This window comes from Vreelandella stevensii S18214, from assembly GCF_000275725.1.
Taxonomy (GTDB): domain Bacteria; phylum Pseudomonadota; class Gammaproteobacteria; order Pseudomonadales; family Halomonadaceae; genus Vreelandella; species Vreelandella stevensii.
Map to the genome: position 1 here is coordinate 141,103 of NZ_AJTS01000010.1, position 25,475 is coordinate 166,577.

The following is a 25,475-nucleotide window of genomic DNA, read 5'->3' on the forward strand; positions in this document are numbered from 1 at the left end:
GTACAGCTCGTCATGGGGGCGTGCGGATTAGAGTGCCAGGGTGTCGCGCAGGTGTTTAAACAGCTTGCGCGCGCTGGTCGGCGGTTTACCCTGCTCACGCTCCTTGCGAGCGTTTCGCACTAGCTGGCGCAGGGTCTGGCGGTCGGCATCGGGGTAATCGGCAAGGAATAGATCGACGGCGTCGTCGCCCTCGTCGACCAGCCGATCACGCCATTTTTCCAGACGATGAAAGGCATGGTCGCGCTGCTCTTTCTCTTGCTCGATGGCATCGAATACCCCCTGGATGGCGGCTAGATCCTCCTTGCGGATCAACTTGCCCACGTACTGCATATGGCGGCGGCGGCCCTCATGGGAGCGGATTCGAGAAGTCTCCTCGATGGCCCGCAGCATGTCGTCAGAGAGCGGAAAACGCGCCCGTTCGGCGGGTTTCATGGCAATCAAGGTTTCGCCAAGCGCCTGAAGAGCATGCATTTCACGCTTGAGCTGGGATTTACTGGGACGCTCTTCCTGCTCGTCAATATCGAGGGGCTCGGGGCGTTGCTTAGGCATACAGACACTCACTGATTTGGATTCGTCGGCAGCATTATATCAGGCTGCGACCATAACATTGATTCGCCAATGCAATTGAGGCGAAAAGGAGACCACATGGCACAGGCATTTGATGCAGCAGCGCAACAGGCGCTACTGGCGCAGCGGGCGGAAGAAGCCCTTGGCCTGGCGAAAACGCTGGGCGCCGATGCCGCTGAAGTAGGCGCCAGTGTCGACCAGGGGGTGGGCGTCAGCGTACGGCTCGGCGAGGTCGAGACCGTCGAGCTTTCCCGTGACCAGGGGATCGCCATTACGGTCTACGTTGGCCAGCGCAAGGGGAGCGCCTCCTCTACCGATGCCAGCAGTGCGTCGCTGCGCGCCACGGTGGAAAAAGCCCTGGCGATCGCGCGTTATACCGGTGAAGACCCTGCTGCCGGGTTGGCAGATGCTGCGCTGATGGCGACCCGGTTGCCGGATCTCAAGGTGCATCACCCGTGGGCGCTCTCGACCGAACAGGCCATCGAGCTGGCGCTGCGCTGTGAGCAGGCGGGGCGCAGCGTGGACGGTATTCACCAGTCGGAAGGCGCCTCGTTGTCCAGTGGCGAGGGCGTGCGGGTCTACGCCAATAGCCATGGCTTTCTAGGCACCCAAAAGGGCAGCAGCCATTCGTTGTCCTGCATGCTGATCGCCCAGGATGACAAGGGTATGCAGCGCGATTATGACTACACGTCGGCGCGTAACCCTCTACAGCTGCGTGACCCGGAGGAGATCGGGCGCGAAGCGGCTGCACGTACCCTGCGACGGCTGGGTTCGCGCAAACCGCCTACCGGTACCTTTCCCGTGCTGTTCGACCCCAGCCTGGCCGCGGGCCTGATAGGGCACTTGATGGGCGCGTTGGCGGGTGGCGCACTATACCGTGAAGCATCGTTCTTGTGTGATCGCCTGGGCAGCCCGCTTTTCCCAGAGTGGATGGGACTGGAAGAACGCCCCATGGAAGTTGGTGCCACCGCCAGTTCGCCCTTCGATGCCGAGGGCGTGCAGACCCGGGATAACCGTTTCATCGAGCAGGGCAGGGTCGCCAGCTACATGCTGTCTGCCTACAGTGCCCGCCGCCTGGGCATGCAGTCGACCGGAAACGCCGGCGGAGCGCGCAACCTGCGTCTTCTGGCCCCGCTGACATCGCGTGATGAGCTGCTGCAGCAAATGGGGCGGGGCATTTGGGTGACCGAGCTGATGGGGCAGGGGGTCAATGGCGTAACGGGGGACTACTCTCGCGGTGCCGCCGGATTCTGGGTAGAGAATGGCGAGGTGCAATACCCCATCGAAGAGTTCACCATTGCCAGCAATCTCAACACCATGTTCGCTGGCCTGGTGGGCATTGGCGACGATACCGATACGCGGGGCAGCATCCATACCGGCAGCTGGCTGGTGGATGCCATGACGGTGGCGGGCAGCTAACGAGGGTTACTGATCCTCGTCGAAACGTGCGTCGAACAGGGCCTGGATGGCATCCAGGGCCTGGTCGGCATCTTCGCCCTCTGCGGTGATGGTCAGCGAAGTGCCGCAAGGGGCCGCCAGCATCAGCAGCGACATGATGTTGGCGGCATCGGCTTTCTGCTGCTGTTTGTAAACATGAATGCGGGCTGAAAACTGCTGGCCGCACGTGACCAGCTTGGTGGCAGCGCGGGCGTGAAGGCCGCGTTGATTGGTCAGCGTTAAGGTTCTTTCAGGCACTCTGGTTCCTTTTTGCCGAGTGATATCAGGGTGAAGTCGTGTCGCTGGGGGGGATGGAAGAAGCGGCATCGACGGTAGCGGGTAATTCGCTTAGCGTGTACTGCAAGCCCAATTCCCGATGCCTGAGCTGAATGGCGCCAGTGCGCTTGACCAGCGCCTGCGCCAGTTGTTCCACCATGTAGACAGAGCGATGCTGGCCGCCAGTGCAGCCAATGGCCACGGTCATATAGCTACGTTGACTGCTTTGGTAGGCGGGCAGCCACTTGTCCAACCAGGCATGAATATCGTCACGCATGTCATCGACGATGGGGTAGCCGCCCAGGAAGGCCTGAATATTGGCATCGCGTCCGGTGAACTGCCGCAGGCTGGGGTCCCAATAAGGGTTAGGCAGGCAGCGCACGTCAAACACGATATCGGCATCCATGGGTACGCCCCGCTTATAGCCGAAGGATTCAAACGTCAGGGTCAGCTGGTCACGCCGTTGGTGAGCGACCTGATCGGTGATGCGACGGCGAAGATCGTGCACCGAGAGGCGTGACGTGTCGATCAACAGGTCGGCCAGATCGCGAATGTCGAGCAGCGTCTGCTCTTCCTTGTCGATGGCTTCTTCCAGGGTCATGTCACTATCCCGGGTCAGCGGGTGGCGCCGCCGGGTGGCCGAGTAGCGCTCCAGCAGAATGCGTGCGTCCGTGGTCAGGTAGATGACCTGAAAACGGATCTGGCGTTGACGTAGCTCTTCCAGTAACGCAGGCAACTGCTCCAGCGCCGTGGGCAGGTTGCGCGCATCGATGCTGACCGCCAGGTGAGTTCGCCCCCCTTGCTCGCGCAATTCATCGACCAGCGAGCCCAGCAGCATGGCGGGCAGGTTGTCGATGGCGTAATAGCCAAGATCCTCCAGCGCCTGTAGGGCGATGGACTTGCCGGACCCTGAGCGGCCGCTAATGATCACCAGCTGCATAGCGCATCTCTCTTGGGTATCAAAGGGATAGAGGGCTTGCCGTGTGCCTTGCTGCCTGGCAATGGCTGCGCTAGGCAGCCTGCTCGCGAATCTTGTCGGTCAGCAGCTCGAGCAATGCGCGCTGGCTACTGACATTGCGCAGCTGTTGGCGTGTGGCAGCGTCATTCATGATCGTGGCCACCTGCCCCAGCAGGGCCAGGTGCGTGTCATCGGCTTCTTCGGGAACCAACAGCACGAAGACCAGATCGACCGGGTCACCATCGATGGCATCGAAGTCGACGGGCTCGGCTAGCTTGAGAAAGCCAGCAATGGGCGTGCTGCAGTGAGGACTGCGTGCATGGGGGATGGCTACGCCATTGCCGATACCAGTGCTGCCCAGCCGTTCACGGCCAATCAGGCGACTGAAGACTTCCTGACTGTCCAGGCTGGGCGTGTTCTGAGCGATAAAGGTGCTGAAAAACTCCAGCACCCTTTTTTTGCTGCCCCCGGGCACGTCGTACAGCACGCGCTCCGGGGGGAGTATGGTTTCCAACGTCATCGGTTTAACGCACGCCAGCGCCTTGGGCGCGGGCTTGTGCTTTTTCCTTGTGTTTTACCAGCTGACGGTCGATTTTGTCCGCCAGGGCGTCAATGGCCGCGTACATGTCATTATCCTGCGCTTCCGCATGCAGGTCTGCTCCTGCGGCATGCAGCGTGCAAGCCGCTTGCTGGCGCTCCTTTTCGACAGATAAGGTGACCTGGACGGTCGTGATGTTGTCGTAGTGACGCTCAACGCGTTCCAGCTTTTCGTTTACGTAGTCACGCAAGGCGTCAGTCAGTTCAACGTGATGACCAGTGATGTTTACTTGCATTGACGTGCTCCTTATCCATCGGACTGTACTTCGATTGTAACCCTTTTTGGGCCATTGCAAAGCCCTCGCCGCGAGTTTGTTGGGCAAGAGCGTTTAACTAGCGCAAACGGCGTCGCTCGCTCGACGAAGGTATACCCATCGACTCTCGGTACTTGGCGACGGTGCGGCGTGCCACGGTAATGCCACCCTCTTCCAGCAGGGTGACCAGGCGACTGTCGGAGAGTGGCTTGCCTGGCGGCTCGTCCTGAATCAGTTTCTTGATGCGTGCTCGAATGGCCGTGCTGGAGTGGCTGTCGCCGCCCTCCTGGCCGCTGACCTGGCTGGAGAAGAAGTACTTGAGCTCGAAGACCCCGCGCGGGGTATGAATGTATTTCTGGGTGGTGACCCGGGAGATGGTCGATTCATGCATCTCTACCGCTTCGGCGATATCGGCCAGAATCAGCGGTTTCATGGCCTCTTCACCCTGCTCGAGGAAGCCTATCTGGCGGGCAATGATCTCGCGCCCCACGCGCAGCAGCGTGTCGTTGCGGCTCGACAGGCTCTTGATCAGCCAGCGAGCCTCCTGGAGGTGCTCTTTCAAAAACTGGTTGTCCTGGCTCTTGTCGGCGCGCTTGATCAGGCTGGCGTAGTCGGGCTGGATACGTAGCCGAGGCAGCGCTTCCGGGTTGAGTTCCAGATGCCAGCCCTCGTGATCGTGACGTACCACCAGGTCCGGCGTCACATAGCTGTCGTCGGTGACGCCGTAGGCGCTTCCGGGGCGAGGGTCAAGGCTGCGGATTAAACGAATGACATCGTCCAGCTGCTCGTCATCGAGGCTCAGGCGTCGTTTCAGCAGGCGCATGTCGTCCTTGCCCAGCGCTTCGAGAAACTGGCGTACCAGACGCTTGGCGGGCATCAACAGCGGAGTGTCTTCGGGTAGCGCGGCCAGCTGCAGCATCAGGCACTCGCGCAGGTCACGGGCGAACACGCCAGTAGGCTCGAACTGCTGCAGGCGCAGCAAGGTGTTTTCGACCTCGCGTTGGCTCAGGCCATCGTGGCCCTGCGCCTTGAGCCCCTCGCGGATGTCGTTGAGCGGCTGGGTCAGATAGCCGTTGGCATCCAGCGCATCGATGAGGCTCTCGGCAATGGCTTGCTCACGCGCAGAGAAGTCGGTCATGGCCAGTTGCCAGAGCAAGTGCCCGTGAAGGCTCTGCCCGGCCGCCTGGCGCTCGAAGTCCGGGCCTTCGCTACTGCCGCCCGCGCTGCCCATGTCCTGGTAGGTGTCGGACCAGTCGCTGTCCACGGAGAGCTCGTTGGGAATGCTGTCTGCCCACTCGGCTTCCTGAGGCTCGCTGACCGCCTGTTCGCCAAACTCATCCTCCTGTTCGAGCATGGGGTTGGCATCCAGCGCCTGCTGAATTTCTTGACGAAGGTCCAGCGTCGATAGCTGAAGCAGCGCAATGGCCTGCTGCAGCTGAGGTGTCATGGTCAGCTGTGTGCCGATGCGCAGTTGAAGAGAAGCTTTCATGACCATCTGAGAACCACTCGTTAATCAGAAAGCTCCACCCTAGAGCGACTCTCCGTTTGGTGCAAGTGCAATAAGCATGCCACTAAATAAAATGTCTTCGTGGGCCATTATTTAAAGGCGGAAGTCGGCGCCCAGGTAGACGTCGCGCACCTTCTGGTTATTGAGAATTTCCTGGGGGTTTCCACTGGCTATGATGTGTCCGTCGCCAACAATATAGGCAATATCGCAGATATCCAGGGTTTCACGCACGTTGTGGTCGGTAATCAGCACGCCAATATGGCGCTTCTTGAGCGCGCGTATGATCGACTTGATATCGCCCACGGAAATGGGGTCGACGCCAGCAAAAGGTTCGTCCAGTAGAATGAAGGCGGGCTCGGTGGCCAGCGAGCGGGCAATTTCCACCCGTCGCCGCTCGCCGCCCGACAGGCTCATGCCCAGGTTGTCGCGAATATGGGTGATGTGGAAGTCTTCCAGCAGGGATTCGAGCTTCGCTTCTCGGCTATTGCGGTCCAGCTCCCGGCGCGTTTCCAGAATGGCCATGATGTTGTCGGCCACCGACAGCTTGCGAAAGATCGATGCTTCCTGGGGCAGGTAGCCGATACCCGCCAGCGCGCGTTCATGCATGGGCGCCCGGGTCAGGTCGAGATCGTCGATGCCCACCTTGCCAGCATCGGATTTCACCAGGCCGACGATCATGTAGAACGAGGTGGTCTTGCCCGCGCCGTTAGGGCCCAGCAGGCCCACCACGCTGCCCTGGGCAATTTCCAGATTGATATCCTTGACCACGCGGCGGCGTTTGTAGCTCTTGGCCAGATGCTGTGCATGGAGTGTCTTGACCGCTGCGGTGTCGGGGGTCATCGCTGTCACGGGGCGTCCTCTCGCTATTGTTCGGGCTGCAGGGTCATGCGGATGCGCTGTGGCGAACTGCCGCTGACATCAGAGCGCGCTTGCACCACCCCGCGGTCGATGAAGTATTCGAGCCGTCCCCCCTGGAAACGATCCCCTTGCTGGGTCAGTTCGGCTTGGTCGATGAGCTCGACGCGGCGTTCGGACACGTGGTAGACGATGCGGCGCGCCCAGCCTTCCATGGGCGTCGTCTGGTCTTCCAGTTGATTGCGCAGGTAGGCACGCTCGCCCGTGGCGACGGCCCGGGAGAGTTCGCCGGCCTGGTTGCGGTGAATTTCGACACGCTCTCCCCGCAGCTGCATTTCACCCTGACGAATATCGACATTGCCAGAGTAAACCGCCGTGCCCGCGCGCTGGTCCAAGTCCAGGCGGTCGGCCTCTACTTCGATAGGGGCTTGTTGTTGAGCAGTAGCAGGCAGCGCGCCTACGACTACCATGGGAACGGCAAGGGCGAGCAGTGCCGTACGAAGCAGGGCGTTCATGGCGACTCCTGAGAAGAGTGGGGGGCGGGCGGATGCACGCCGCGCACGTTATTGATCAAGCTGACACGACTATCGTCCAGCCAGACATCCATACGGGATGCCTCGATACGTTGGGGCGGCTGCTGCAGCACTACGGGGGTATCGCTCCAGGCATGACGTGCCAGGCCATCATAATGCAGCAGGTCGGTATCCAGCTGCCAGCCTTCGTCTGGTGCCAATAGCCGTGCCGATCCGGCCAGCGTCAGCGCCTGGGTGTCCGTGTTCAGGGTACCGGTATCGGCAACCGCCAACCACTCACGCTGTTCACTATCGAACAGCGTGGCGCGCGGTGACGTGACGTTGGTCATCGCCGCTTGCGGGGTATGTACCAGTCGCGGCGCGACCAGCGACTGTTGCAGAGTGCCATCTTCACCAAACAGAGTGATCTCGGCATTCTCCAGCACGTGTCCGGGCTCCTGAGCCTGAGCCTCAGGATCTACCTCGCGCTGCTGGGGCGCGCGGGGGTCCAGCCAAACCAGCAGTCCCCCCAGGGTGATGACCAGCCCCGTCAGCCAGACGCGCTTTTTCACCCTGATGCCCATTCAGGTGGAGCCGTGTAGGTAAGTGTCGAGCACGGCGTCCCAGTGCCCCTGGCTGGTCAGCAGCGTGTCGCAAATTTCGCGAACGGCGCCATGTCCGCCCAGACGGTCGGTAATCCAGTCGGCGTGGGTATGCATGTAGTCCGGTGCGTTGGGGACGGTGATGCCGATGCCCGAGCGTTTGATCGGCGCCAGGTCCGGGAGGTCATCGCCGCAGAAGGCGACCTGCTCCAGGGTGATACCGAGCCGCTGGCAGAGCCCACGCAGGGTGGCGAGCTTGTCTTCACAGCCTTGATGAACATGGCTGATGCCCAGCGCTGCGGCGCGCTGGCTCACCATGGGCGAGTCACGGCCGGTAATCAGCGCGACATGGATGCCGACGCGCTTGAGCAGCTTCAAGCCGTGGCCATCCTGGGTATGAAAGGCCTTGATTTCGACGCCGTCGGCCTGGAAGTAAAGGCGACCATCGGTCAGTACGCCGTCTACGTCCAGGGCCAGCAGTTTTACACGGCGTATACGATCTAAAAGTGCGTCAGGTAGGGCCATAGAGCCTCCGTATCATCCATCATTGGATCATGGGTTAGATAACGCCGCTTGCCAGCAGGTCATGCATGTGCAGCGCGCCAATCGGGCGCTGCTGTTCATCGACCACGGCCAGCGCCGTGATACGACTATCTTCCATTATACGCACGGCTTCGGCTGCCAGGACGTCGGGGCCGATGCGTTTGCCGGGCCGCGTCATGACGTCGTCTACCTTGACGTCACGCAGGTCGTGAAACTGGTCCAGCGTGCGGCGCAGGTCGCCGTCGGTATAGACCCCGGCCAGCCGACCCTCATTGTCGATGACACAGGTAAAGCCGAGCCCCTGGCGCGTAATTTCCAGCAGAGCATCGCGCAGCGGGCTGCCCAGCGCCACCCGAGGCAGCCGCGCGCCGTCGTGCATCAGGTCGCGTACCCTTAGCAGCAGGCGTTTGCCCAGGCTGCCGCCGGGGTGTGACAGGGCGAAGTCTTCGGCTGTGAAGCCACGTGCTTCCAGCAGTGCGACGGCCAGCGCGTCACCCAGCGCAAGCGCTGCCGTCGTCGAGCTGGTGGGGGCCAGATCCAGTGGGCAGGCTTCTCGCTCGACGCCGCTGTCCAGGTGGGCCTCGGCATGGCGTGCCAGGGTGGAGTCCGGGCGCCCCGTCATGCTGATCAAGGGGGTTCCCAGGCGCTTGAGCAGCGGCAGCAGGGCGGTGACTTCGCCGGTTTCACCCGAGTTCGACAGGGCCAGCACCACATCGCCCCGGGTAATCATGCCGAGGTCGCCATGGCTGGCTTCGCCGGGGTGAACGAAGAACGCGGGCGTGCCGGTACTGGCCAGGGTGGCTGCCAGCTTGCCGGCGATATGGCCGGATTTGCCCATGCCGGTCACCACCACGCGACCCTTGCAAGCCAGAATCAGCTGGCAGGCGCGGTCGAAGCTCTCGTCCAGCTTGGCTTGCAAACCACCAATGGCCGCTTGCTCTATCTGCAGTGTCCGCAGCGCGCTTTCACGCAGTAAGCTGGGTGGGGTGGGAGATTGGGGCATGGTCGGTCTCGTTCTCGTCATCACGGTTGATAGCCTTCAAGAATAACACCTTGCGGCGGCTTTTAGCCAAACTGCGGGCAGGCGCTGGGCAGCAGGCCAGGTGCGCGTGGCTGTTCCTGTGGGTAGCGTTAGGATACGATGTTCGATAATATTTCGAAAACACTGTTTTTTAAACCGCCGGGGTGGGCCTGAAAGGCCTGCACTGGCGAGCAAGCGAGGGGTGTGATGCCCATGACGGATATGCCCTTTATCCAGGTGGAAGATGTGTACTTTTCCCGCGGCGACCACGATATCTTTCGTGGCGTGAGCATGAGCATTCCGCGTGGCAAAGTCACTGCTATCATGGGGCCCAGCGGAACCGGCAAGACCACCCTGTTGAAATTGATCGGTGGGCAGCTGGTGCCTGATCGGGGGCGCGTGCTGATTGATGGGCAGGATGTGCATCGGCTGTCTCGCAAGGCGCTGTTTGCGCTGCGCAAACGAATGGGCATGCTGTTTCAGAGTGGCGCGCTGTTTTCCGATCTGGATGTCTTCGAGAACGTGGCTTTTCCACTACGCGTGCATACCGACCTGCCCGATACCATGATTCGTGACCTGGTGTTGATGAAGCTGCAGGCCGTGGGCCTGCGCGGCGCGCGGCACCTGTCGCCCGCCGAGCTTTCGGGGGGCATGGCCCGCCGGGTGGCGCTGGCGCGGGCCGTGGCGCTGGACCCGGAGCTGATTCTCTATGATGAGCCCTTTGTGGGCCAGGACCCTATTTCCATGGGCGTACTGGTGCAGCTTATCAAGCGCTTGAACCAGGCCATGTCGCTGACCTCTGTAGTGGTTTCCCATGACATCAAGGAGACCTTGAGCATTGCCGACTATCTCTACCTGATCGCCGATGGCCAGGTGGTGGCGCATGGCACGCCGGCGTCGCTGGATGTCAACGAGGACCCCAGAGTCAGTCAGTTCATGCATGGTGAGCCGGACGGCCCTGTGCCGTTTCACTATCCTGGCAACACCCTTTACCGAGACATTCTCGGTCACGATCCAGCAAGCGGGGCAGGGTAAATGCAGTCAAGACTCTTACAGTGGGTAGCGCCCATCACGCGATTGGGGCGCAAGGGATGCGAGATGGTCGAAGCGCTGGGGCGCGCGGCCGTTTTTCTGGCGCAGTCGGCGGTGGGCGTGCCCTCCCGTGAAGGGTGGGCTCTGTGGCTTCGTCAAATGCATTTTGTCGGCGTGCTTTCTCTGGCTATCGTGCTGGTGTCCGGGCTGTTCATCGGCATGGTGCTGGCGCTTCAGGGCTACACCATTCTGGTGGACTTTGGTGCCGAGCAGGCGTTGGGGCAGATGGTGGCGCTGTCGTTGCTGCGGGAGCTGGCGCCGGTGGTGGCAGCGCTGCTTTTTGCAGGGCGGGCTGGTTCGGCGTTGACCGCCGAAATTGGTTTGATGAAGGCCACCGAACAGTTGACCAGCATGGAAATGATTGGCGTCGACCCGCTGCGTCGCGTAGTGGCCCCGAGGCTTTGGGCCGGGTTCGTGGCGCTGCCGATTCTCACCGTGGGATTCAGTGTGGTGGGTATCTGGGGCGGCTATCTGGTGGGCGTCGAGTGGCTGGGCGTTTTCGAAGGCTCTTACTGGAGCAACATGCAGTCCAGCGTCTCGTTCATCAACGATGTCGGTAACGGCATGATCAAGAGCCTGGTGTTTGCCCTGGTGGTGACCTGGATCGCCGTGTTCCAGGGCTATGATCTGATTCCCACGTCCGAAGGCATTTCTCGGGCGACCACTCGTACGGTGGTGTACTCATCGCTGGCGGTGCTGGGGCTGGATTTCGTTTTAACCGCCGTCATGTTCGGCGGCCTTCAATAGCTGGGGTGGTGTCATGAAGCGCAGTAAAACCATGGAGTTTGGCGTTGGCCTGTTCATGTTGGCGGGGATCATCGGCCTGGTCTTTCTGGGGCTGAGAGTCAGCGGTTTGACGCTTTCGGGCGCGTCTGACACGTTCCGTCTGGAAGCCAACTTCTCCAATATCGGCGGCCTCAAGCCGCGTGCCCGCGTCACCATGGCGGGCGTGACCGTTGGACGTGTCGAGGCCATCGAGCTGGACCGAGAGTGGTACGACGCACGCGTGGTACTGAGCCTGAACAGTGACCTGGAAGGCCAGCTTTCCCAGGATACCACGGCGGCCATTCTGACGGCGGGGCTGCTGGGCGAGCAGTACATTGGTCTGAGTGTGGGCGGCGCCCCGGAGGTGCTACAGGATGGTGACACGATTCGCGATACGCAATCCGCGCTGGTGTTGGAAGAACTTATTCAGCAGTTCGTGTCCAATATGGTCAGCAACTAAGCGTCAATGGTGATGGTGCCAGATTATAGAGGTGTAACGATGCAGAAAATGACAGTGATTTTTTCCCGGTGGGTTGCCCTTGCCATGCTGTTGATGGCCTTGCCTGCCTTGGCCAAGGCGCAATCTCAATCGCCCGAACAGATGATTCGCAACAACATCGACGAATTCATGGCGCAAATCGAAGGGCGTGAAGACTATTACGCCAATAACCTCGATGAGCTGAAGGCACTGGTCAACGATAGCCTGGATGATATTGCCGATTTCCGTTACATCGGCGCCAGCGTCATGGGCAGTTACTTCCGCAACGCTACGCCAGAGCAGCGCAGCCGCTTTGCGGATGTCTTCCGCCAGACGCTGATCGATACCTACACGCGTGGTCTGGTGACCTTCGACTACGATGAGCTGCGTGTGTTGAGTCAGCAGCGTGCCCAGCGTCACGAAGATCAAGCCAGCGTCGATATGGAAGTGGTGGCCAACAACGGCCAGGTCTACCCGGTCACCTACAGCCTGCGGCTGGCCAATGGTGAGTGGCGTGTGGTCAACGTGATCGTCAATGGCATCAACCTGGGTCTCACGTTCCGCAATCAGTTCGATCAGGCCATGCGTGAAAACAATCGCGATTACGATGCGGTCATTCGTGGCTGGTCGCCGGACATCGGCGTCGAAGAGCTGGAGCAAGGGGGCGATGCGTGAGCACGCTGCTCGACCGCCCGAATGTCTCGCTGGCCGAGCAACCGGATGGGTTGGTGGTGTCCGGTGACTTGAGCATGAACGCCGCCGCCGATGTGGCGGCGGCGGGGGTAAGCTGGCTGCGAACCACCCGTTCCACGTCGGTTCAGTTCGACTTCAGCGGTGTCGATGTTGCCAGTAGCGCTGCCTTGAGCGTGATGTTCGAGTGGCTGCGAGCCAGCCAGGCCAGGCAGTTGCCGGTGAGCGCGATCGTGCTATCGCCGCCGCTCCAGCGTCTGGCGACGCTGGCAGAGCTGGAGCCCTTGATAGCTCAGCACAGCCCCGTGCAGTAATCCTTCTCCATAAAGCAGCCTGCGGGCTGCTATCTTCTCTTTGGCATGCCGCCAGCATCGCCAAGCGTGATGCTTTTCTTTATCATGTGGCTTTTCCGCACATTCTTTTCGACCCCAAAGGAGTTTCCTGGCTTATGCAACCCAACGAGGTCAAAGCACTGCTTGAATCCCGCATCGATGGGTGTGAGTTTCACATCCAGGGAGAAGGCTGCAATTTTCAGGTGATTGCGGTTGGCGAAGCCTTTGAAGGTCTTTCACCCGTAAAGCGCCAGCAGCTGGTCTACGCCGCGCTGAGTGATGAAATCGCGTCCGGTGCCCTCCACGCTATCAGCATCAAAACGTTTACCCCGACGCAGTGGCAAACTGCATCGCAAAGTGCTGAGTAACGGCCTGCCCATGGATAAGCTGATTATTACCGGCAACGGTTGCGTTGACGGAGAAGTGTGGGCCAGTGGCGCCAAGAACGCGGCGCTGCCCATTCTGTGTGCCAGCCTGTTGGCCGATGGCCCTGTCGTGATCGGCAATTTGCCGCACTTGCAGGATATCACCACGACGCTGGAGCTGTTGGGCCGGATGGGCGTCGAGCCCGTCATGGGCGAGAAGCTGAGCATTCAGTTGGACGGCTCTCAAGTGACTCAGTGCCATGCGCCTTACGAGCTGGTCAAGAAAATGCGCGCCTCGATTCTGGTACTGGGCCCGTTGTTGGCGCACTTCGGCAAGGCCGACGTCTCGCTGCCTGGCGGGTGTGCCATTGGTTCGCGCCCAGTGGATCTGCATCTGCGTGGTCTGGAGGCCATGGGTGCCGAAATCCACGTGGAGGCGGGCTATATTCGTGCGCGCGTAGAGGGTCGCCTCAAGGGGGCGACGATCTTCTTCGATACGGTGACCGTGACGGGCACCGAGAACCTGCTGATGGCCGCGACCCTGGCCGATGGCCGTACCGTTCTTGAAAATGCTGCCCGTGAGCCCGAGGTCGTGGACCTTGCCGAGTGTCTGATCAAGATGGGCGCGAAGATCAGGGGGCATGGCACCGATACCATCATCATCGATGGGGTGCCTTCCCTGCACGGCTGTGAACACGATGTGATGCCGGACCGTATCGAAACCGGAACGTTTCTGGTGGCGGCTGCCATGACCGGTGGGCGCGTCAAGGTCAAGCGTACTCGTGCCGATATCCTCGAGGCAGTGCTGGCCAAGCTGGAAGAGGCCGGTGCCGAGATCACCAGTGGTGACGACTGGATCGCGCTGGATATGCATGGCAAGCGCCCCAAGGCCGTCAATATTCGTACCGCGCCTTATCCGGCATTTCCCACCGACATGCAGGCGCAGTTCGTGGCCATGAATGCGGTGGCAGAAGGGCACTCTCGCGTGGTGGAGACGATCTTCGAAAACCGTTTCATGCACGTGCAAGAGCTCAATCGCATGGGGGCCAATATCGTGCTGGAGGGCAACGCTGCCCTCATCAAGGGCGTCGACAAACTGTCCGGTGCGCCGGTCATGGCCACGGACTTGCGCGCCTCGGCGTCTCTGGTGATCGCGGCCATGATGGCCGAAGGCGAGACGCTGGTAGACCGCATCTACCATATTGATCGCGGCTATGAATGCATCGAGGAAAAACTTCAGCTGCTGGGGGCGAAGATTCGTCGCATCCCCGGCTAAGCCATGTGACCAACCATTGGCCTTACACCATGAGTAAGCAATTGATCCTGGCCCTCTCGAAAGGGCGTATTCTGGACGAGACACTGCCGCTGTTGGCAGATGCGGGTATTACACCCGCCGAAGACCTGAGCAAGAGTCGCAAGCTGCTGTTCGACACCAACCTGCCGGATGTGAAGCTGGTCATCATTCGCGCCACCGATGTACCGACCTATGTACAGTTGGGGGCCGCCGACGTGGGCGTGGCGGGCAAGGATGTACTGCTGGAGCATGGTGCCGAGGGGCTGTACGAGCCGCTGGATCTGGACATTGCCCGCTGCAAGCTGATGACGGCAGGCGTGACCGGGCAGCCCCCGGCGCGAGCTCGTCGCCGGGTAGCGACCAAATTCGTCAACGTGGCGCGCCGCTACTACGCCGAGCAGGGCATTCAGGCAGAGGTGATCAAGCTGTACGGCGCCATGGAGCTGGCGCCGTTGATGAACCTCGCCGACGAGATCGTCGATATCGTCGATACCGGCAATACGCTGCGTGCCAACGGCATGGAGCCGAGGGAGTTGATTGCCCATATCAGCACCCGCCTGGTAGTCAACAAGGCGGCCATGACCATGAAGCATGATCGTATCAAACCGCTACTGGCGCGTTTGGAAAGTGCCGTAAAGCAACGTCAATTGCTGCCTGCCGAATGACACGAGGTTCGCCATGAGTGAGACAACCACTGCCACCATTGCTCGGCTCTCTACCACTGAGCCGGGCTTCCACCGCCAGCTGGATACGCTGCTGGACTGGGAGGGCGTGTCCGATAGCGCCGTGCAGGCCCGTGTCGATGAAATACTGGCGGACGTCAAACAGCGCGGTGATCAGGCCGTCATCGATGCCACCAACCGCTTCGATCGGCTGGCCGTCGACTCCATGGAGCAACTGCGCCTGTCGCCTGAGCAGTTGAAAACGGCGTATGAGGGGCTGCCGTCGGAACAGCGTGAAGCGCTGGCCGTGGCAGCGGAGCGCATTCGTCGCTACCACGAGCGGCAGAAGCCGGAGTCCTGGCAGTATCAAGAGGCCGATGGCACGGTGCTGGGACAAAAGGTGACGCCACTGGACCGCGCTGGTATCTATGTGCCGGGCGGCAAGGCGGCCTATCCTTCTTCGGTACTGATGAATGCGATACCCGCCCACGTGGCTGGCGTGCGTGAGATCGTCATGGTGGTGCCGACCCCTGACGGTGTGCTGAACGATCTGGTGCTGGCGGCGGCACACCTGGCCGGTGTCGATCATGTCTTCACCATCGGTGGGGCGCAGGCCGTTGCAGCCTTGGCTTATGGCACCCAGAGCGTACCCCGTGTCGACAAGATCGTGGGCCCCGGCAATATTTACGTGGCCACCGCCAAGCGTGCGGTCTTCGGGCAGGTAGGTATCGACATGATTGCCGGGCCGTCAGAAATCATGGTGGTCTCCGATGGGCAGACCGACCCTGATTGGTTGGCCATGGATCTGTTCTCCCAGGCTGAGCATGATGAAGATGCCCAGGCGATTCTGGTCAGTTGGGACGCCGAGCACCTGGATGCCGTCGCGGCTTCCATCGAACGGCTGCTGCCTACGCTGGAGCGCGAGGAGATTGCGCGTGCTTCGCTCAAGCGCCGGGGGGCGCTGATTCTCTGTCAGCACCCGGCCGACGCCGTCGAGATGATCAATCGCATAGCGCCGGAGCACCTGGAGCTTTCCGTGGCCGAGCCCGAGGCGTGGCTAGAGGAGATCCGCCATGCAGGCGCCATCTTCATGGGGCGTCATACGTCGGAGGCCTTGGGTGACTACTGCGCGGGCCCCAATCACGTACTGCCGACGTCCGGCACGGCGCGCTTCTCGTCACCGCTGGGGGTTTATGACTTCCAGAAGCGCTCTTCGATCATTCACTGCTCTCCTGAAGGAGCGTCCGAACTGGGCAAAGTGGCGTCGGTCCTCGCCCGAGGCGAATACCTGACGGCCCATGCACGCTCGGCCGAGTATCGTATTCGCAGCAAGTAAGGTATGGGGGAGCGGCTTCAGGAGCCGCTCTGCCGATCTTCGGACGTCGCATTGGTGGGCACGGGGCGCTCGCCCACTTCCAGGGTGACCTCCATGCGCTCACCGCTGCGCACGATGGTCAGCGGAAGCCTGGTGCCCGGTGGGATAGAGGCAATTTCGCTCATGGTGGCGCGTGCATCCATGATCACCTGATCATCGATGGAGAGCAGCACATCGCCAGGCTGAAGCCCTGCCTCGGCTGCAGGGCCGCCGCTGACCACGCCGGCCACGATGACGCCTTGGGGAGTGCGCAGCCCAAACGAGGCGGCCAGTTCCCGCGATAGCGCCTGAGCCTCGATGCCCAGCCAGCCGCGAATCACCCGTCCACGGGTGACCAGTTCGTCGAGGATGCTGTGGGCAAGGTTGGCCGGAATGGCGAAGCCTATTCCCTGTGAGCCTCCCGAGCGTGAAAAGATCGCCGTATTGATGCCTACCAGTGCACCGTCAGGGTTGACCAGTGCTCCGCCTGAGTTGCCCGGGTTGATGGCCGCGTCGGTTTGGATGAAATCTTCATAGGCATTCAACCCCAAGTGGCTGCGCCCCGTAGCGCTGATGATGCCCATGGTCACCGTCTGCCCCACGCCGAAGGGGTTGCCTATTGCCAGCGCCACATCGCCCACGGCCACTTCCTTCGAGTCAGCCAGTTCGATCACGGGCAGGTTGTCCAGTTGAATGCGCAACACTGCCAGATCGCTTTCCGGGTCGGTGCCAATCACTTGAGCCAGTGTTTCGCGGCCGTCGCGCAGCGCCACTTGTATCTGGTCGGCGCCGCTGATCACGTGATGATTGGTAAGCACATAGCCGTCGTCACTGACGATGACCCCGGAACCCAGGCTGGACAGCATGCGTTGGTGGGTCGTGGCGTCGTCACCGCCGAAAAATTGCTGGAAGAACGGGTCAGACATCAGCGGGTGCTGGTCCCGCGACACGATGCGCGACGAATAAATGTTGACCACCGCTGGCGCGGCCTGGTTGACGGCGTTGGCGTAGCTGGCAGGCCCCTGGCTACGCGTAAGTGGCGCGGCCTGGCGTATTTCGGGGGCGGGCCGGTTGGCCGTCGACTCGCTATTGGTCGCGACCAGCGCTGGCTGGGGCTCTACGCTGGCAGGGGGAGATTGACGAAACGGGTTGGGAATCTGTTGAGGGAAGGCCAGCAGAATGACTGCGGCCAGCAGAAGGCCCGTGGTAATGGGCCAGAGATAGGGCAGCACAAGGCGGTGCATGCAAGCATTCCTCAGCGGATGGCGGTCTTCAGCAGGTCGCGAGGTTCGCGATAACGTGCAGCGAGTTTACAATGGAGGTTATGGTAACACTTAACGCCTCGCTTCCCCACGGGGCAGTGGCAACAATTAAGGAGACCACGTGAACCATCGCGATCAACTCGTCGCTGCATGTGACCACCAGCTCCGCGCTGGTCAATTCAAGGATTACACCATCAATGGCCTGCAAGTCGAGGGGCGAGAGACGGTTCGGCGGGTCATGACCGGCGTGACGGCCTGCCAGGCGTTGCTCGACGAGGCGGTGGCCTGGCAGGCGGATATGGTGCTGGTACATCACGGCTATTTCTGGAAGAACGAGCCAGTAGCGATTACCGGGATGAAGCAGAAGCGCATCAAGACGCTAATAGCCCACGATATGAGTTTGCTGGCGTATCACTTGCCGCTGGACGCCCATGCAGAGCTGGGCAATAACGCCGAATTGGCGCGGCGCCTGGGATGGAAGGTCGAGGGGTGTCTGGACGGCGAGCTGGGCGAAGGGTTGTTGTGGTCCGGGCGTCTGGTGACGCCGCAGCCGCTGACCACGTTGGCCGATCAATTGAGCCACACCCTTCAGCGTCAGGCGCTGGTCGTCGAGGCGCCGCTGGCGGGGCCAGTGGAGCGAATTGCCTGGTGCACGGGTGGGGCCCAGGACATGATCACGGCTGCCCACCAAGCAGGTGCTCAGGTATTCGTGTCAGGGGAGATTTCCGAACGCACTACGCACCTGGCGCGTGAGCTGGGTATTCATTACATCGCGGCAGGGCACCATGCTACCGAGCGTTACGGGGTGCAGGCCTTGGGCGAGTGGTTGGCGAGCCAGTTCGATGTCGAGCATCGTTTCGTGGATATCGACAACCCGGCCTGACTCGGAGAAAAGTGACGTGCGACCAGGGCGCTCAGGGGCGCCCTGGTGAGCGTAGATCAGTAGCGTGGGGGTTGCGCAAGCGTATCGCTGTCTGATTTCTGATGCTCTTTCAGCCCGAAGTCTTCGGAAAGCGTGCCGTTCTTGCCAGCCGCGTAATCGCGGGGCATGGCAAGGTCGGCATCGTTTTCTGCCGTGGCCGCTGCTTTGTGATGGGAGGCCTTGACGCTGGTGAGCTGCCATTGAGCCGCCTCGTCGGCGATCTGGACTTCGATTTGGTCCGCCTCCTGACGAATGCTGTCAAGACGTTGCTGGATGCCCGTCAGGCTGCTGCCCATGGCTTGTTTAAGTTCCGCGATCTTGTGCTCGCGCTCCAGTAGCGTTTGCTTCAGCGCAGCCATGTCTTTCTCGCTCTTGCTGAACAGGCGATAGCAGGCAAGGCCAATGAGAAAGCCAACGACGAGACCTACAACGGCAAAAATGATTGGCGAGCTTGCTTCCACGGTATTCTCCCTGATAGTGGTGCGCGCCATGTCATCGATGGCATGGCGTCACCGATCGCATGGCTGCATGGTCAGCCCCATTATAGGCGCGTCACGGCTGGTTGGGTCAATCCGCTCATGCGCTTAGCGCTCAGTCGGCGTATAATTAGGCTCTTTTTATCGGTCAGGCCGGTGCTCGGCGGATGTGCAGGTGCGCGTCGATGCATACGCCTGGCTACGCGCTGCGGGAGCATTTTAATGTCATCAGTATCTGCACGTCAGGCGTCTGAACACCCCCATCGCTTGACGCCACTGGAGCGTTATCAGCAGGATTTGACGCGCAGTGACTTTCAATACGACCCGGCTCAGGAGCAGGCGGTCAAGCATCTTCAGCGTCTTTACGATGACCTGCTGTCGACCACCACCACCGTGCCCAAAGCAGTGGTCGCCAGTAAAGGCTTGAAGGCGAAGATGGCGGGGCTGCTGGGCAAGCGCAGCGAGCCAGACAAGCCCCCGGTGCCCCAGGTGAAGGGGCTCTACTTTTGGGGTGGGGTCGGACGTGGCAAGACCTACCTGGTGGATACGTTTTATGACGCCTTGCCCTTCCCTGAAAAAATGCGCACGCACTTTCATCGGTTCATGCAGCGGGTGCATAACGAGCTGACGCACTACAAGGGCGAGAAGAACCCGCTGACGCTGATTGCCGGCAAGTTTGCAACCGAAGCCAGGGTGATCTGCTTCGACGAATTTTTCGTCAAGGACATCACGGATGCCATGATCCTGGCCAATCTCATGGAGGCGCTGTTCGAGCGTGGTGTCGTGCTGGTGGCGACCTCCAATATCGTGCCCGACGATCTCTACAAGGATGGTCTGCAGCGCGCTCGGTTCCTGCCCGCCATCGAACTGGTCAATCGCCACTGTGACGTCGTGAATGTAGACTCCGGCATCGATTATCGGTTACGGGCGCTGGAGCGTGCGGAGATCTTCCATGCGCCGCTGGATGAGGCTGCCGACCAGGAGCTGGCGCGCAGCTTCAAGGAGATTGCCGGTCATGCGGGAGAAGAGGGCGCGCCGCTGGAAATCAACCATCGAGTATTGAAGACGCGTCGACTTCATGAGGATGTCGTCTGGTTCGAATTTGCCGAACTGTGCGATGGGCCGCGTAGCCAGAACGACTATATCGAGCTTGCTCGAGAGTTTCATAGCGTGCTGGTGGCCAATGTGCCGCGCATGGATGCCAAGAGCGACGATCAGGCGCGCCGCTTCATCAATATGGTGGACGAGTTTTATGATCGGGGCGTCAAGCTCTTGATGTCGGCAGAAGTGCCCGTCGAGTCGCTTTACAGTGATGGCAAGCTAACGTTTGAATTTCAGCGGACGCTGTCGCGCTTGCAGGAGATGCAGTCGCGGGAGTATCTGGCGCTGCCGCACAAACCCTGAGCGCCTCTGTTGCCTGAGTGCGATGCCAGGGGCGTGCGAGAAAAGTAAAGATGGCACTTAACTTGTCCACTCTCTTACTGTAGAATGCCGCCTCGCTGTACGTTGTAGCTGTTTTCTGGCTGCAACCAAAAAGAATAGGGATGGTGCTTCGCTACTGTATAGCGTTAGCTACCCAACACACTTAATCTGGTGATTTCATCCATGAAGACGTTCAGTGCTAAGCCGCAGTCCGTCCAGCGCGACTGGTATGTTGTCGACGCTACGGACAAAACGCTCGGTCGTCTGGCAACCGAGATTGCTCGCCGCCTGCGTGGCAAGCATAAGCCCGAATTTACCCCTCACGTTGATACCGGCGACTACATCGTTGTCATCAATGCCGAGAAAGTCCAGGTGACCGGTAACAAGGCGAAGGCCAAGACCTACTACCGCCACACTGGCTACCCGGGCGGTCTGCGCTCCATGACCTTCGACAAGATGCTGGATCACGCTCCCGAGCGCATCATCGAGTCTGCTGTCAAGGGCATGCTGCCGAAAGGCCCGCTGGGTCGCGCCATGTATTCCAAGTTGAAAGTGTACGCCGGTGCCGAGCATCCGCATGCTGCCCAGCAGCCGCTTGAACTGAACATCTGAGGAAATCTTCGCCATGACACAGCAGTATTACGGTACCGGGCGCCGCAAGACTTCCACCGCTCGTGTGTTCCTGAAGCCGGGCTCCGGCAAAATCACTGTCAACAATCGTGAGCTCGACGAGTACTTCGGTCGCGTTACCGGTCGCATGGTTGTTCGTCAGCCCCTCGAGCTGACCGAGACCCTGAACCAGTTCGACGTGTATGTGACCGTCGAAGGTGGTGGTGGCTCTTCACAAGCTGGCGCCATCCGTCACGGCATCACGCGTGCTCTGATGAACTACAACGAAGACCTGCGCCCGACTCTGCGCGCCGCTGGCTACGTCACCCGTGACGCACGTCAGGTAGAGCGTAAGAAAGTCGGTCTGCGCAAGGCGCGTCGTCGTCCGCAGTTCTCCAAGCGTTAATTTTACGCTATGCGGCAAAAACGCCCAGGTCCAGGACCTGGGCGTTTTTTATTGGAATATCAAAAAATTATAGTACCTGTACCACCATGGTCCGGGGCGGTTGTTCTTGTGCAGAGCGCTTTGTTTTTTTAACATAGAGCGTATTTGATATTCGTCGCCGCAAGACGCCTTTGCGGCGAAACGGGTAAGCTGATGGGAGAAACCAGAAATGGCAGATAACGGCGTAAACAAAGGCCGGCGCCGTTTCCTCGTGGGCGCCACCTCCGTTGTGGGGGCGGTGGGCGCTGTCGGGGTTGCGGTCCCCTTTGTGGCATCCTGGCAGCCTAGTGCCAGTGCGTTGGCGGCCGGTGCGCCGGTTCGAGCTAACTTTTCCAAGCTCGAACCGGGGCAGCGTGTCACCATCGAGTGGCGCGGGCGGCCGGTATGGATCATCAACCGTACGCCTGAGATGATTGAGCGTACAGAGAGTCTGGACCCGTCTCGCTTGCGGGACCCGGATTCCGAGGAGGAGCAGCAGCCTGCTTATATCACCGGTCCGTTGCGCTCTGTGCGCCCCGAGGTCGGTGTCATGGTTGGTGTATGTACCCACCTGGGTTGTTCTCCGCTGTACCGTCCCGAGCCCGAGGCCGCAGTCACAGACAACTGGCCGGGCGGTTTCTTCTGTCCTTGCCATGGTTCGTACTTCGATCTCGCCGGACGCGTCTTCAATAACGTACCTGCACCCACCAACCTTGAAGTGCCGCCCTATCGTTTCGAGGGTGAGGACATCATCGTTGGTGAAGACGAGGAGGCCGCGTAATGGGTAATCCTAATCGAGTCAAGGCTGAACGCGGCATCATGCGCTGGGTGGACGACCGCTTCCCCGCAACGCAAATGATGCAAGACCACCTCACCAAGTACTACGCACCGAAGAACTTCAACTTCCTCTACATCTTTGGTGTATTGGCGTTGCTGGTGCTGGTCAACCAGATTCTGACCGGTGTCTGGCTGACCATGAGCTACAACCCCACGGCGGAAGGCGCTTTCCGCTCCGTTGAGTACATCATGCGTGACGTCGAGTACGGCTGGATCATCCGCTATATGCACTCGACTGGCGCCTCTGCTTTCTTTGTCGTCATTTACATGCATATGTTCCGTGCATTGATGTACGGATCTTACAAGGCTCCGCGTGAGCTGGTCTGGATCTTCGGCATGGCCATCTATCTGCTGCTGATGGCAGAGGCCTTCATGGGTTATCTATTGCCCTGGGGTCAGATGTCCTACTGGGGTGCTCAGGTCATCATCTCGCTGTTCGCGACCATTCCCGGCATTGGCCCGGATCTGGCGCAGTGGATCCGCGGTGACTTCCTGATTTCCGGTATCACGTTGAACCGCTTCTTTGCCCTGCATGTGGTGGCGCTGCCTATCGTGATTCTGGCGCTGGTCGTGCTGCATATCATTGCCCTGCATGAAGTTGGCTCCAACAACCCTGATGGCATCGAGATCAAGGATAAGAAAGACGAAACCGGCAAACCGCTGGATGGCATTCCTTTCCATCCGTACTACACCGTGAAGGATCTGGTGGGTGTGGCGGTCTTCCTGTTCGTCTTTGCGGTGGTGCTGTTCTACTTCCCGGAAGGGGGTGGTTACTTCATCGAGCGTCCCAACTTCGAGCCAGCCAACCCGATGGTAACGCCTGATCACATTGCGCCGGTGTGGTACTTCACGCCGTTCTATGCCATCTTGCGGGCCATTACCTTCGACTTCCTGGGATTGCGTGCCGAGTTCCTGGGCGTGCTGGCCATGGGTGGCGCCATCGCCATTCTGTTCGTACTGCCCTGGTTGGATCGTAGCCCGGTCAAGTCCATGCGTTACAAAGGCTGGTTGTCACGTATTGCGCTCATCATCTTTGCGATCAGCTTTGTGATCCTGGGTGTTCTGGGTGCCATTCCGGCGACTCCGCTGCGTACGCTGGTGGCCCAGATCTGTACGGTGCTCTACTTCGCCTTCTTCATTCTGATGCCGGTGTACACCAGTATCGAGAAGACTAAACCCGTTCCTGAAAGGGTGACTGGCTAATGAAAAAGCAACTGTTCGCACTGATGTTCGCGCTGCTGCCTTTGATGGCGGTCGCAGCGCCAGGGCCCGACGTGCCTTACTCCATGACGCCGGATCTGCGTGACCAGGAGTCTCTGCAGCGTGGTATGCAGCTCTACGTCAACTACTGCATGGGATGTCACTCGCTGGAGCATCAGCGCTTCTCCCGTGCAGCAAATGATCTGGGCATGCCGCAGGACCTGGTCGAAGAGAACCTGATTTTCTCTTCATCGCTGGGTTACAACGACCTGATGCACATCGCCATGCTGCCGGAAGATGGTGAAAGCTGGTTCGGCGCTGCGCCGCCCGATCTGACGCTGCATGGTCGTCTGCGCGGTCCCGACTGGATCTACTCCTACCTGCTGAGCTTCTACCGTGACCCGAGCCGTCCACTGGGCGTCAATAACGCGGTATTTGATCTGGTGGCCATGCCCAACGTGCTGGAGCCGCTGCAGGGTGTTCAGGAGATGGTCTGCTCGGAAACCGACCAGCCGGTAGCAGGGCAGTCGCCCGACCCGCTGTCTGGCAAGTACCAGTCTTGTGAAGTGCTGCAAGTCACTCAGCCAGGTTCCATGGAGCCTGCCGAGTTCGAGGAAGCCGTCTATGACCTGACCAACTTCCTGGCCTACGTCGGTGAGCCTTCCAAGCTGCAGGCTCAGGCACTGGCGCCCAAGGTGCTGATCTTCATCTTTATCTTTGGTGTGATCGCCTACCTGCTCAAGCGTGAGTACTGGCGGGATGTTCACTAAGCATTAGCCTATGCTTGGTGGGCGGGGCGCACGGCGAAAGCCGTGCGCCCTTTGTTTGTTTATGTGCCCCCAGGGGCTTTGCGTCGCTTTACCATAAAAGGCGGCGGGCGTGTTACTATCGTCTATTGTTTTGATGCGAGGATGCTTTCATGGGTGTTGTGGCCAAGCGGTCGTCAATGATCTTTTACTCAGGTAATGATGATCATTTCAGTCATCGTGTACGCATTGTTCTGGCTGAAAAGGGAGTGGCGGTCGATATCGTCGATGTTGCTGAGGAACAGCCACCTGAAGAGTTAGCGGACCTCAACCCGTACAACAGTGTTCCCACGCTGCTGGATCGTGATCTGGTGCTCTATGAGTCCAAGGTCATGATGGAGTATCTGGATGAGCGCTTTCCTCATCCGCCGCTGTTGCCCGTCTACCCAGTGGCACGTGCTCAAAGTCGGCTGTGGATGCACCGTATCGAACGCGAATGGTGCCCGATGCTCGAGCTGATCCGCACGGGTGGCAAGAAAGAGGCAGACAAGGCGCGTAAAGAGCTGCGCGAAAGCCTGATCGGCATTTCGCCCATCTTCGAAGATATGCCGTATTTCATGAGCGAAGAGTTTACGCTGGTGGATTGCTGTCTGGCGCCCATCCTTTGGCGTCTGCCCGAGCTCAATATCGAGCTGCCGGAGAAGCAGGTGAAGCCGCTGCTGAACTACATGTCGCGCGTATTCGAGCGTGAAGCGTTCAAGGCCTCCTTGAACGAGCGTGAAAAAGAGATGCGCGCCTGAATTCATATGGCCCCTAGCCTGATGGGCAGGAGCCTCACTTGTCAGGAGGAGGGAGACTTATGAAGTCGAGCCGTCCCTATCTCGCCCGAGCCTTGTACGAATGGCTTCTGGATAACGACCTAACGCCTTACCTGGTGGTGGATGCTACGCAGCCGGGCGTAGAAGTGCCGCGCCAGTTCGTTCAGAACGGTCAGATCGTACTCAATGCCGCGCCAACGGCGGTACGCGATCTGTTCATGGAGAACCAGGCAATTGGTTTCAGCGCTCGCTTTGGGGGTCAGCCCATGCAGGTGATGATCCCCATCCCTGCGTTGATCGCTATCTACGCTCGTGAAAACGGGGCAGGCATGGTCTTTGGCCATGAGCCGGAACTGGATGCCGACGAGCTAGAGGGGGGTGAGGAGTCCTCAGCTGATGAAGCTGCACGACCCGAGCTGACCTTGACGGAAGCACCTTCCAAAGAGGCGTCGGATGCATCGACTGCGTCTGAAAAGCCCAGGAAGAAACCGGCTCTCAGAGTGGTCAAGTAGCCGGGCTTTTAGCCTGATTATGGCTAAATGGTTATATTAAAAAAGCCTCGCCAGTCACGCTGGCGAGGCTTTTTGTTGCCAGGACG

Annotated in this window: 32 protein-coding genes; 19 read left to right on the forward strand and 13 right to left on the reverse strand. The window is 60.0% G+C overall.

What is annotated here, in order from left to right; genetic code table 11:
- Positions 1-27: 27 nt before the first annotated feature.
- The gene (gene yjgA / locus HSS18214_RS0101095; RefSeq protein ID WP_016913474.1) at positions 28-549 is read right to left on the reverse strand and encodes a ribosome biogenesis factor YjgA; all 522 of its coding nucleotides are present in this window, start codon (positions 547-549) and stop codon (positions 28-30) included.
- A 96-nt stretch (positions 550-645) separates the two neighbouring features.
- On the opposite strand from yjgA, the gene pmbA reads away from it, so the two are divergent.
- On the forward strand, positions 646-1,986 hold the full coding sequence (gene pmbA / locus HSS18214_RS0101100; RefSeq protein WP_016913475.1) for a metalloprotease PmbA: 1,341 nt from the start codon (positions 646-648) through the stop codon (positions 1,984-1,986).
- A 6-nt stretch (positions 1,987-1,992) separates the two neighbouring features.
- Here the strand turns inward: pmbA and HSS18214_RS0101105 are convergent, their stop codons facing one another.
- The 10 genes from HSS18214_RS0101105 to HSS18214_RS0101150 all read right to left on the reverse strand — a co-directional run bounded on the left by HSS18214_RS0101105 (position 1,993) and on the right by HSS18214_RS0101150 (position 9,111).
- A complete protein-coding gene (locus HSS18214_RS0101105) occupies positions 1,993-2,262 on the reverse strand; it encodes an HPr family phosphocarrier protein (RefSeq protein WP_016913476.1) in 270 nt (89 codons plus the stop codon).
- Between the two features lie 25 nt (positions 2,263-2,287).
- Positions 2,288-3,220 (reverse strand): RNase adapter RapZ, encoded by a 933-nt coding sequence (gene rapZ / locus HSS18214_RS0101110; RefSeq protein ID WP_016913477.1) that lies wholly within the window; start codon positions 3,218-3,220, stop codon positions 2,288-2,290.
- 70 nt (positions 3,221-3,290) lie between these two features.
- A complete protein-coding gene (gene ptsN, locus HSS18214_RS0101115) occupies positions 3,291-3,758 on the reverse strand; it encodes a PTS IIA-like nitrogen regulatory protein PtsN (protein ID WP_016913478.1) in 468 nt (155 codons plus the stop codon).
- Positions 3,759-3,762: 4 nt separating this feature from the next.
- Complete coding sequence (gene hpf / locus HSS18214_RS0101120; protein WP_016913479.1) at positions 3,763-4,071, reverse strand: ribosome hibernation-promoting factor, HPF/YfiA family; 309 nt, start codon at positions 4,069-4,071, stop codon at positions 3,763-3,765.
- 97 nt (positions 4,072-4,168) lie between these two features.
- Complete coding sequence (locus HSS18214_RS0101125; RefSeq protein ID WP_016913480.1) at positions 4,169-5,584, reverse strand: RNA polymerase factor sigma-54; 1,416 nt, start codon at positions 5,582-5,584, stop codon at positions 4,169-4,171.
- 105 nt (positions 5,585-5,689) lie between these two features.
- Positions 5,690-6,436 (reverse strand): LPS export ABC transporter ATP-binding protein, encoded by a 747-nt coding sequence (gene lptB / locus HSS18214_RS0101130; RefSeq protein WP_016913481.1) that lies wholly within the window; start codon positions 6,434-6,436, stop codon positions 5,690-5,692.
- Between the two features lie 23 nt (positions 6,437-6,459).
- Positions 6,460-6,966: a lipopolysaccharide transport periplasmic protein LptA gene (lptA, locus tag HSS18214_RS0101135; RefSeq protein ID WP_016913482.1), complete on the reverse strand. Its 507-nt coding sequence runs from the start codon at positions 6,964-6,966 to the stop codon at positions 6,460-6,462.
- Positions 6,963-7,547: an LPS export ABC transporter periplasmic protein LptC gene (gene lptC, locus HSS18214_RS0101140; protein ID WP_016913483.1), complete on the reverse strand. Its 585-nt coding sequence runs from the start codon at positions 7,545-7,547 to the stop codon at positions 6,963-6,965. Before lptC ends, lptA begins: the two co-directional genes overlap by 4 nt.
- The gene (locus HSS18214_RS0101145) at positions 7,548-8,090 is read right to left on the reverse strand and encodes a KdsC family phosphatase (RefSeq protein WP_016913484.1); all 543 of its coding nucleotides are present in this window, start codon (positions 8,088-8,090) and stop codon (positions 7,548-7,550) included.
- A gap of 34 nt (positions 8,091-8,124) precedes the next feature.
- Positions 8,125-9,111 (reverse strand): KpsF/GutQ family sugar-phosphate isomerase, encoded by a 987-nt coding sequence (locus tag HSS18214_RS0101150; RefSeq protein WP_016913485.1) that lies wholly within the window; start codon positions 9,109-9,111, stop codon positions 8,125-8,127.
- Positions 9,112-9,342: 231 nt separating this feature from the next.
- On the opposite strand from HSS18214_RS0101150, the gene HSS18214_RS0101155 reads away from it, so the two are divergent.
- The 9 genes from HSS18214_RS0101155 (at position 9,343) to hisD (ending at position 16,143) form a co-directional block, all read left to right on the forward strand.
- The gene (locus HSS18214_RS0101155; protein ID WP_040460708.1) at positions 9,343-10,164 is read left to right on the forward strand and encodes an ABC transporter ATP-binding protein; all 822 of its coding nucleotides are present in this window, start codon (positions 9,343-9,345) and stop codon (positions 10,162-10,164) included.
- On the forward strand, positions 10,165-10,968 hold the full coding sequence (gene mlaE / locus HSS18214_RS0101160; protein ID WP_039177449.1) for a lipid asymmetry maintenance ABC transporter permease subunit MlaE: 804 nt from the start codon (positions 10,165-10,167) through the stop codon (positions 10,966-10,968).
- A 13-nt stretch (positions 10,969-10,981) separates the two neighbouring features.
- Positions 10,982-11,446 (forward strand): outer membrane lipid asymmetry maintenance protein MlaD, encoded by a 465-nt coding sequence (mlaD, locus tag HSS18214_RS0101165; RefSeq protein ID WP_016913488.1) that lies wholly within the window; start codon positions 10,982-10,984, stop codon positions 11,444-11,446.
- A 39-nt stretch (positions 11,447-11,485) separates the two neighbouring features.
- Complete coding sequence (locus tag HSS18214_RS0101170; protein WP_016913489.1) at positions 11,486-12,139, forward strand: MlaC/ttg2D family ABC transporter substrate-binding protein; 654 nt, start codon at positions 11,486-11,488, stop codon at positions 12,137-12,139.
- Positions 12,136-12,468, forward strand: a complete 333-nt coding sequence (locus HSS18214_RS0101175) for an STAS domain-containing protein (RefSeq protein ID WP_016913490.1) — start codon at positions 12,136-12,138, stop codon at positions 12,466-12,468. The genes HSS18214_RS0101170 and HSS18214_RS0101175 overlap by 4 nt, the downstream gene beginning before the upstream one ends.
- 134 nt (positions 12,469-12,602) lie before the next feature.
- Positions 12,603-12,854, forward strand: a complete 252-nt coding sequence (locus HSS18214_RS0101180) for a BolA family protein (protein WP_016913491.1) — start codon at positions 12,603-12,605, stop codon at positions 12,852-12,854.
- A gap of 10 nt (positions 12,855-12,864) precedes the next feature.
- Positions 12,865-14,127, forward strand: coding sequence for a UDP-N-acetylglucosamine 1-carboxyvinyltransferase (gene murA, locus HSS18214_RS0101185; protein WP_016913492.1), 1,263 nt, complete (start codon positions 12,865-12,867; stop codon positions 14,125-14,127).
- A gap of 29 nt (positions 14,128-14,156) precedes the next feature.
- A complete protein-coding gene (gene hisG / locus HSS18214_RS0101190; RefSeq protein WP_026001641.1) occupies positions 14,157-14,810 on the forward strand; it encodes an ATP phosphoribosyltransferase in 654 nt (217 codons plus the stop codon).
- Between the two features lie 13 nt (positions 14,811-14,823).
- Positions 14,824-16,143 carry a histidinol dehydrogenase gene (hisD, locus tag HSS18214_RS0101195; RefSeq protein WP_016913494.1) on the forward strand — a complete coding sequence of 440 codons (1,320 nt, stop codon included), beginning with the start codon at positions 14,824-14,826 and terminating at the stop codon, positions 16,141-16,143.
- A gap of 17 nt (positions 16,144-16,160) precedes the next feature.
- Here hisD and HSS18214_RS0101200 read toward each other — a convergent pair whose 3' ends face one another.
- Complete coding sequence (locus HSS18214_RS0101200; RefSeq protein ID WP_016913495.1) at positions 16,161-17,405, reverse strand: Do family serine endopeptidase; 1,245 nt, start codon at positions 17,403-17,405, stop codon at positions 16,161-16,163.
- A gap of 139 nt (positions 17,406-17,544) precedes the next feature.
- Here HSS18214_RS0101200 and HSS18214_RS0101205 point away from each other — a divergent pair, with 139 nt between their 5' ends.
- Positions 17,545-18,306 (forward strand): Nif3-like dinuclear metal center hexameric protein, encoded by a 762-nt coding sequence (locus tag HSS18214_RS0101205; RefSeq protein ID WP_016913496.1) that lies wholly within the window; start codon positions 17,545-17,547, stop codon positions 18,304-18,306.
- Positions 18,307-18,362: 56 nt separating this feature from the next.
- Here the strand turns inward: HSS18214_RS0101205 and HSS18214_RS0101210 are convergent, their stop codons facing one another.
- Positions 18,363-18,806, reverse strand: coding sequence for a ZapG family protein (locus HSS18214_RS0101210; protein WP_016913497.1), 444 nt, complete (start codon positions 18,804-18,806; stop codon positions 18,363-18,365).
- 237 nt (positions 18,807-19,043) lie between these two features.
- Between HSS18214_RS0101210 and zapE the strand changes: the two genes are divergently transcribed.
- The 8 genes from zapE to HSS18214_RS0101250 all read left to right on the forward strand — a co-directional run bounded on the left by zapE (position 19,044) and on the right by HSS18214_RS0101250 (position 25,389).
- Complete coding sequence (zapE, locus tag HSS18214_RS0101215) at positions 19,044-20,225, forward strand: cell division protein ZapE (RefSeq protein WP_016913498.1); 1,182 nt, start codon at positions 19,044-19,046, stop codon at positions 20,223-20,225.
- A 201-nt stretch (positions 20,226-20,426) separates the two neighbouring features.
- On the forward strand, positions 20,427-20,855 hold the full coding sequence (gene rplM, locus HSS18214_RS0101220) for a 50S ribosomal protein L13 (protein ID WP_016913499.1): 429 nt from the start codon (positions 20,427-20,429) through the stop codon (positions 20,853-20,855).
- 13 nt (positions 20,856-20,868) lie between these two features.
- On the forward strand, positions 20,869-21,258 hold the full coding sequence (rpsI, locus tag HSS18214_RS0101225; protein WP_016913500.1) for a 30S ribosomal protein S9: 390 nt from the start codon (positions 20,869-20,871) through the stop codon (positions 21,256-21,258).
- Positions 21,259-21,466: 208 nt separating this feature from the next.
- Positions 21,467-22,057, forward strand: coding sequence for a ubiquinol-cytochrome c reductase iron-sulfur subunit (gene petA, locus HSS18214_RS0101230; RefSeq protein WP_016913501.1), 591 nt, complete (start codon positions 21,467-21,469; stop codon positions 22,055-22,057).
- A complete protein-coding gene (locus tag HSS18214_RS0101235) occupies positions 22,057-23,316 on the forward strand; it encodes a cytochrome b (RefSeq protein ID WP_016913502.1) in 1,260 nt (419 codons plus the stop codon). The genes petA and HSS18214_RS0101235 overlap by 1 nt, the downstream gene beginning before the upstream one ends.
- Complete coding sequence (locus tag HSS18214_RS0101240; protein ID WP_016913503.1) at positions 23,316-24,083, forward strand: cytochrome c1; 768 nt, start codon at positions 23,316-23,318, stop codon at positions 24,081-24,083. Before HSS18214_RS0101235 ends, HSS18214_RS0101240 begins: the two co-directional genes overlap by 1 nt.
- A gap of 149 nt (positions 24,084-24,232) precedes the next feature.
- Entirely contained in the window at positions 24,233-24,859 is a 627-nt protein-coding gene (sspA, locus tag HSS18214_RS0101245) for a stringent starvation protein SspA (RefSeq protein ID WP_026001643.1), read from the forward strand.
- 59 nt (positions 24,860-24,918) lie between these two features.
- Positions 24,919-25,389 carry a ClpXP protease specificity-enhancing factor gene (locus tag HSS18214_RS0101250; RefSeq protein ID WP_016913505.1) on the forward strand — a complete coding sequence of 157 codons (471 nt, stop codon included), beginning with the start codon at positions 24,919-24,921 and terminating at the stop codon, positions 25,387-25,389.
- The last annotated feature ends 86 nt before the right edge of the window (positions 25,390-25,475 follow it).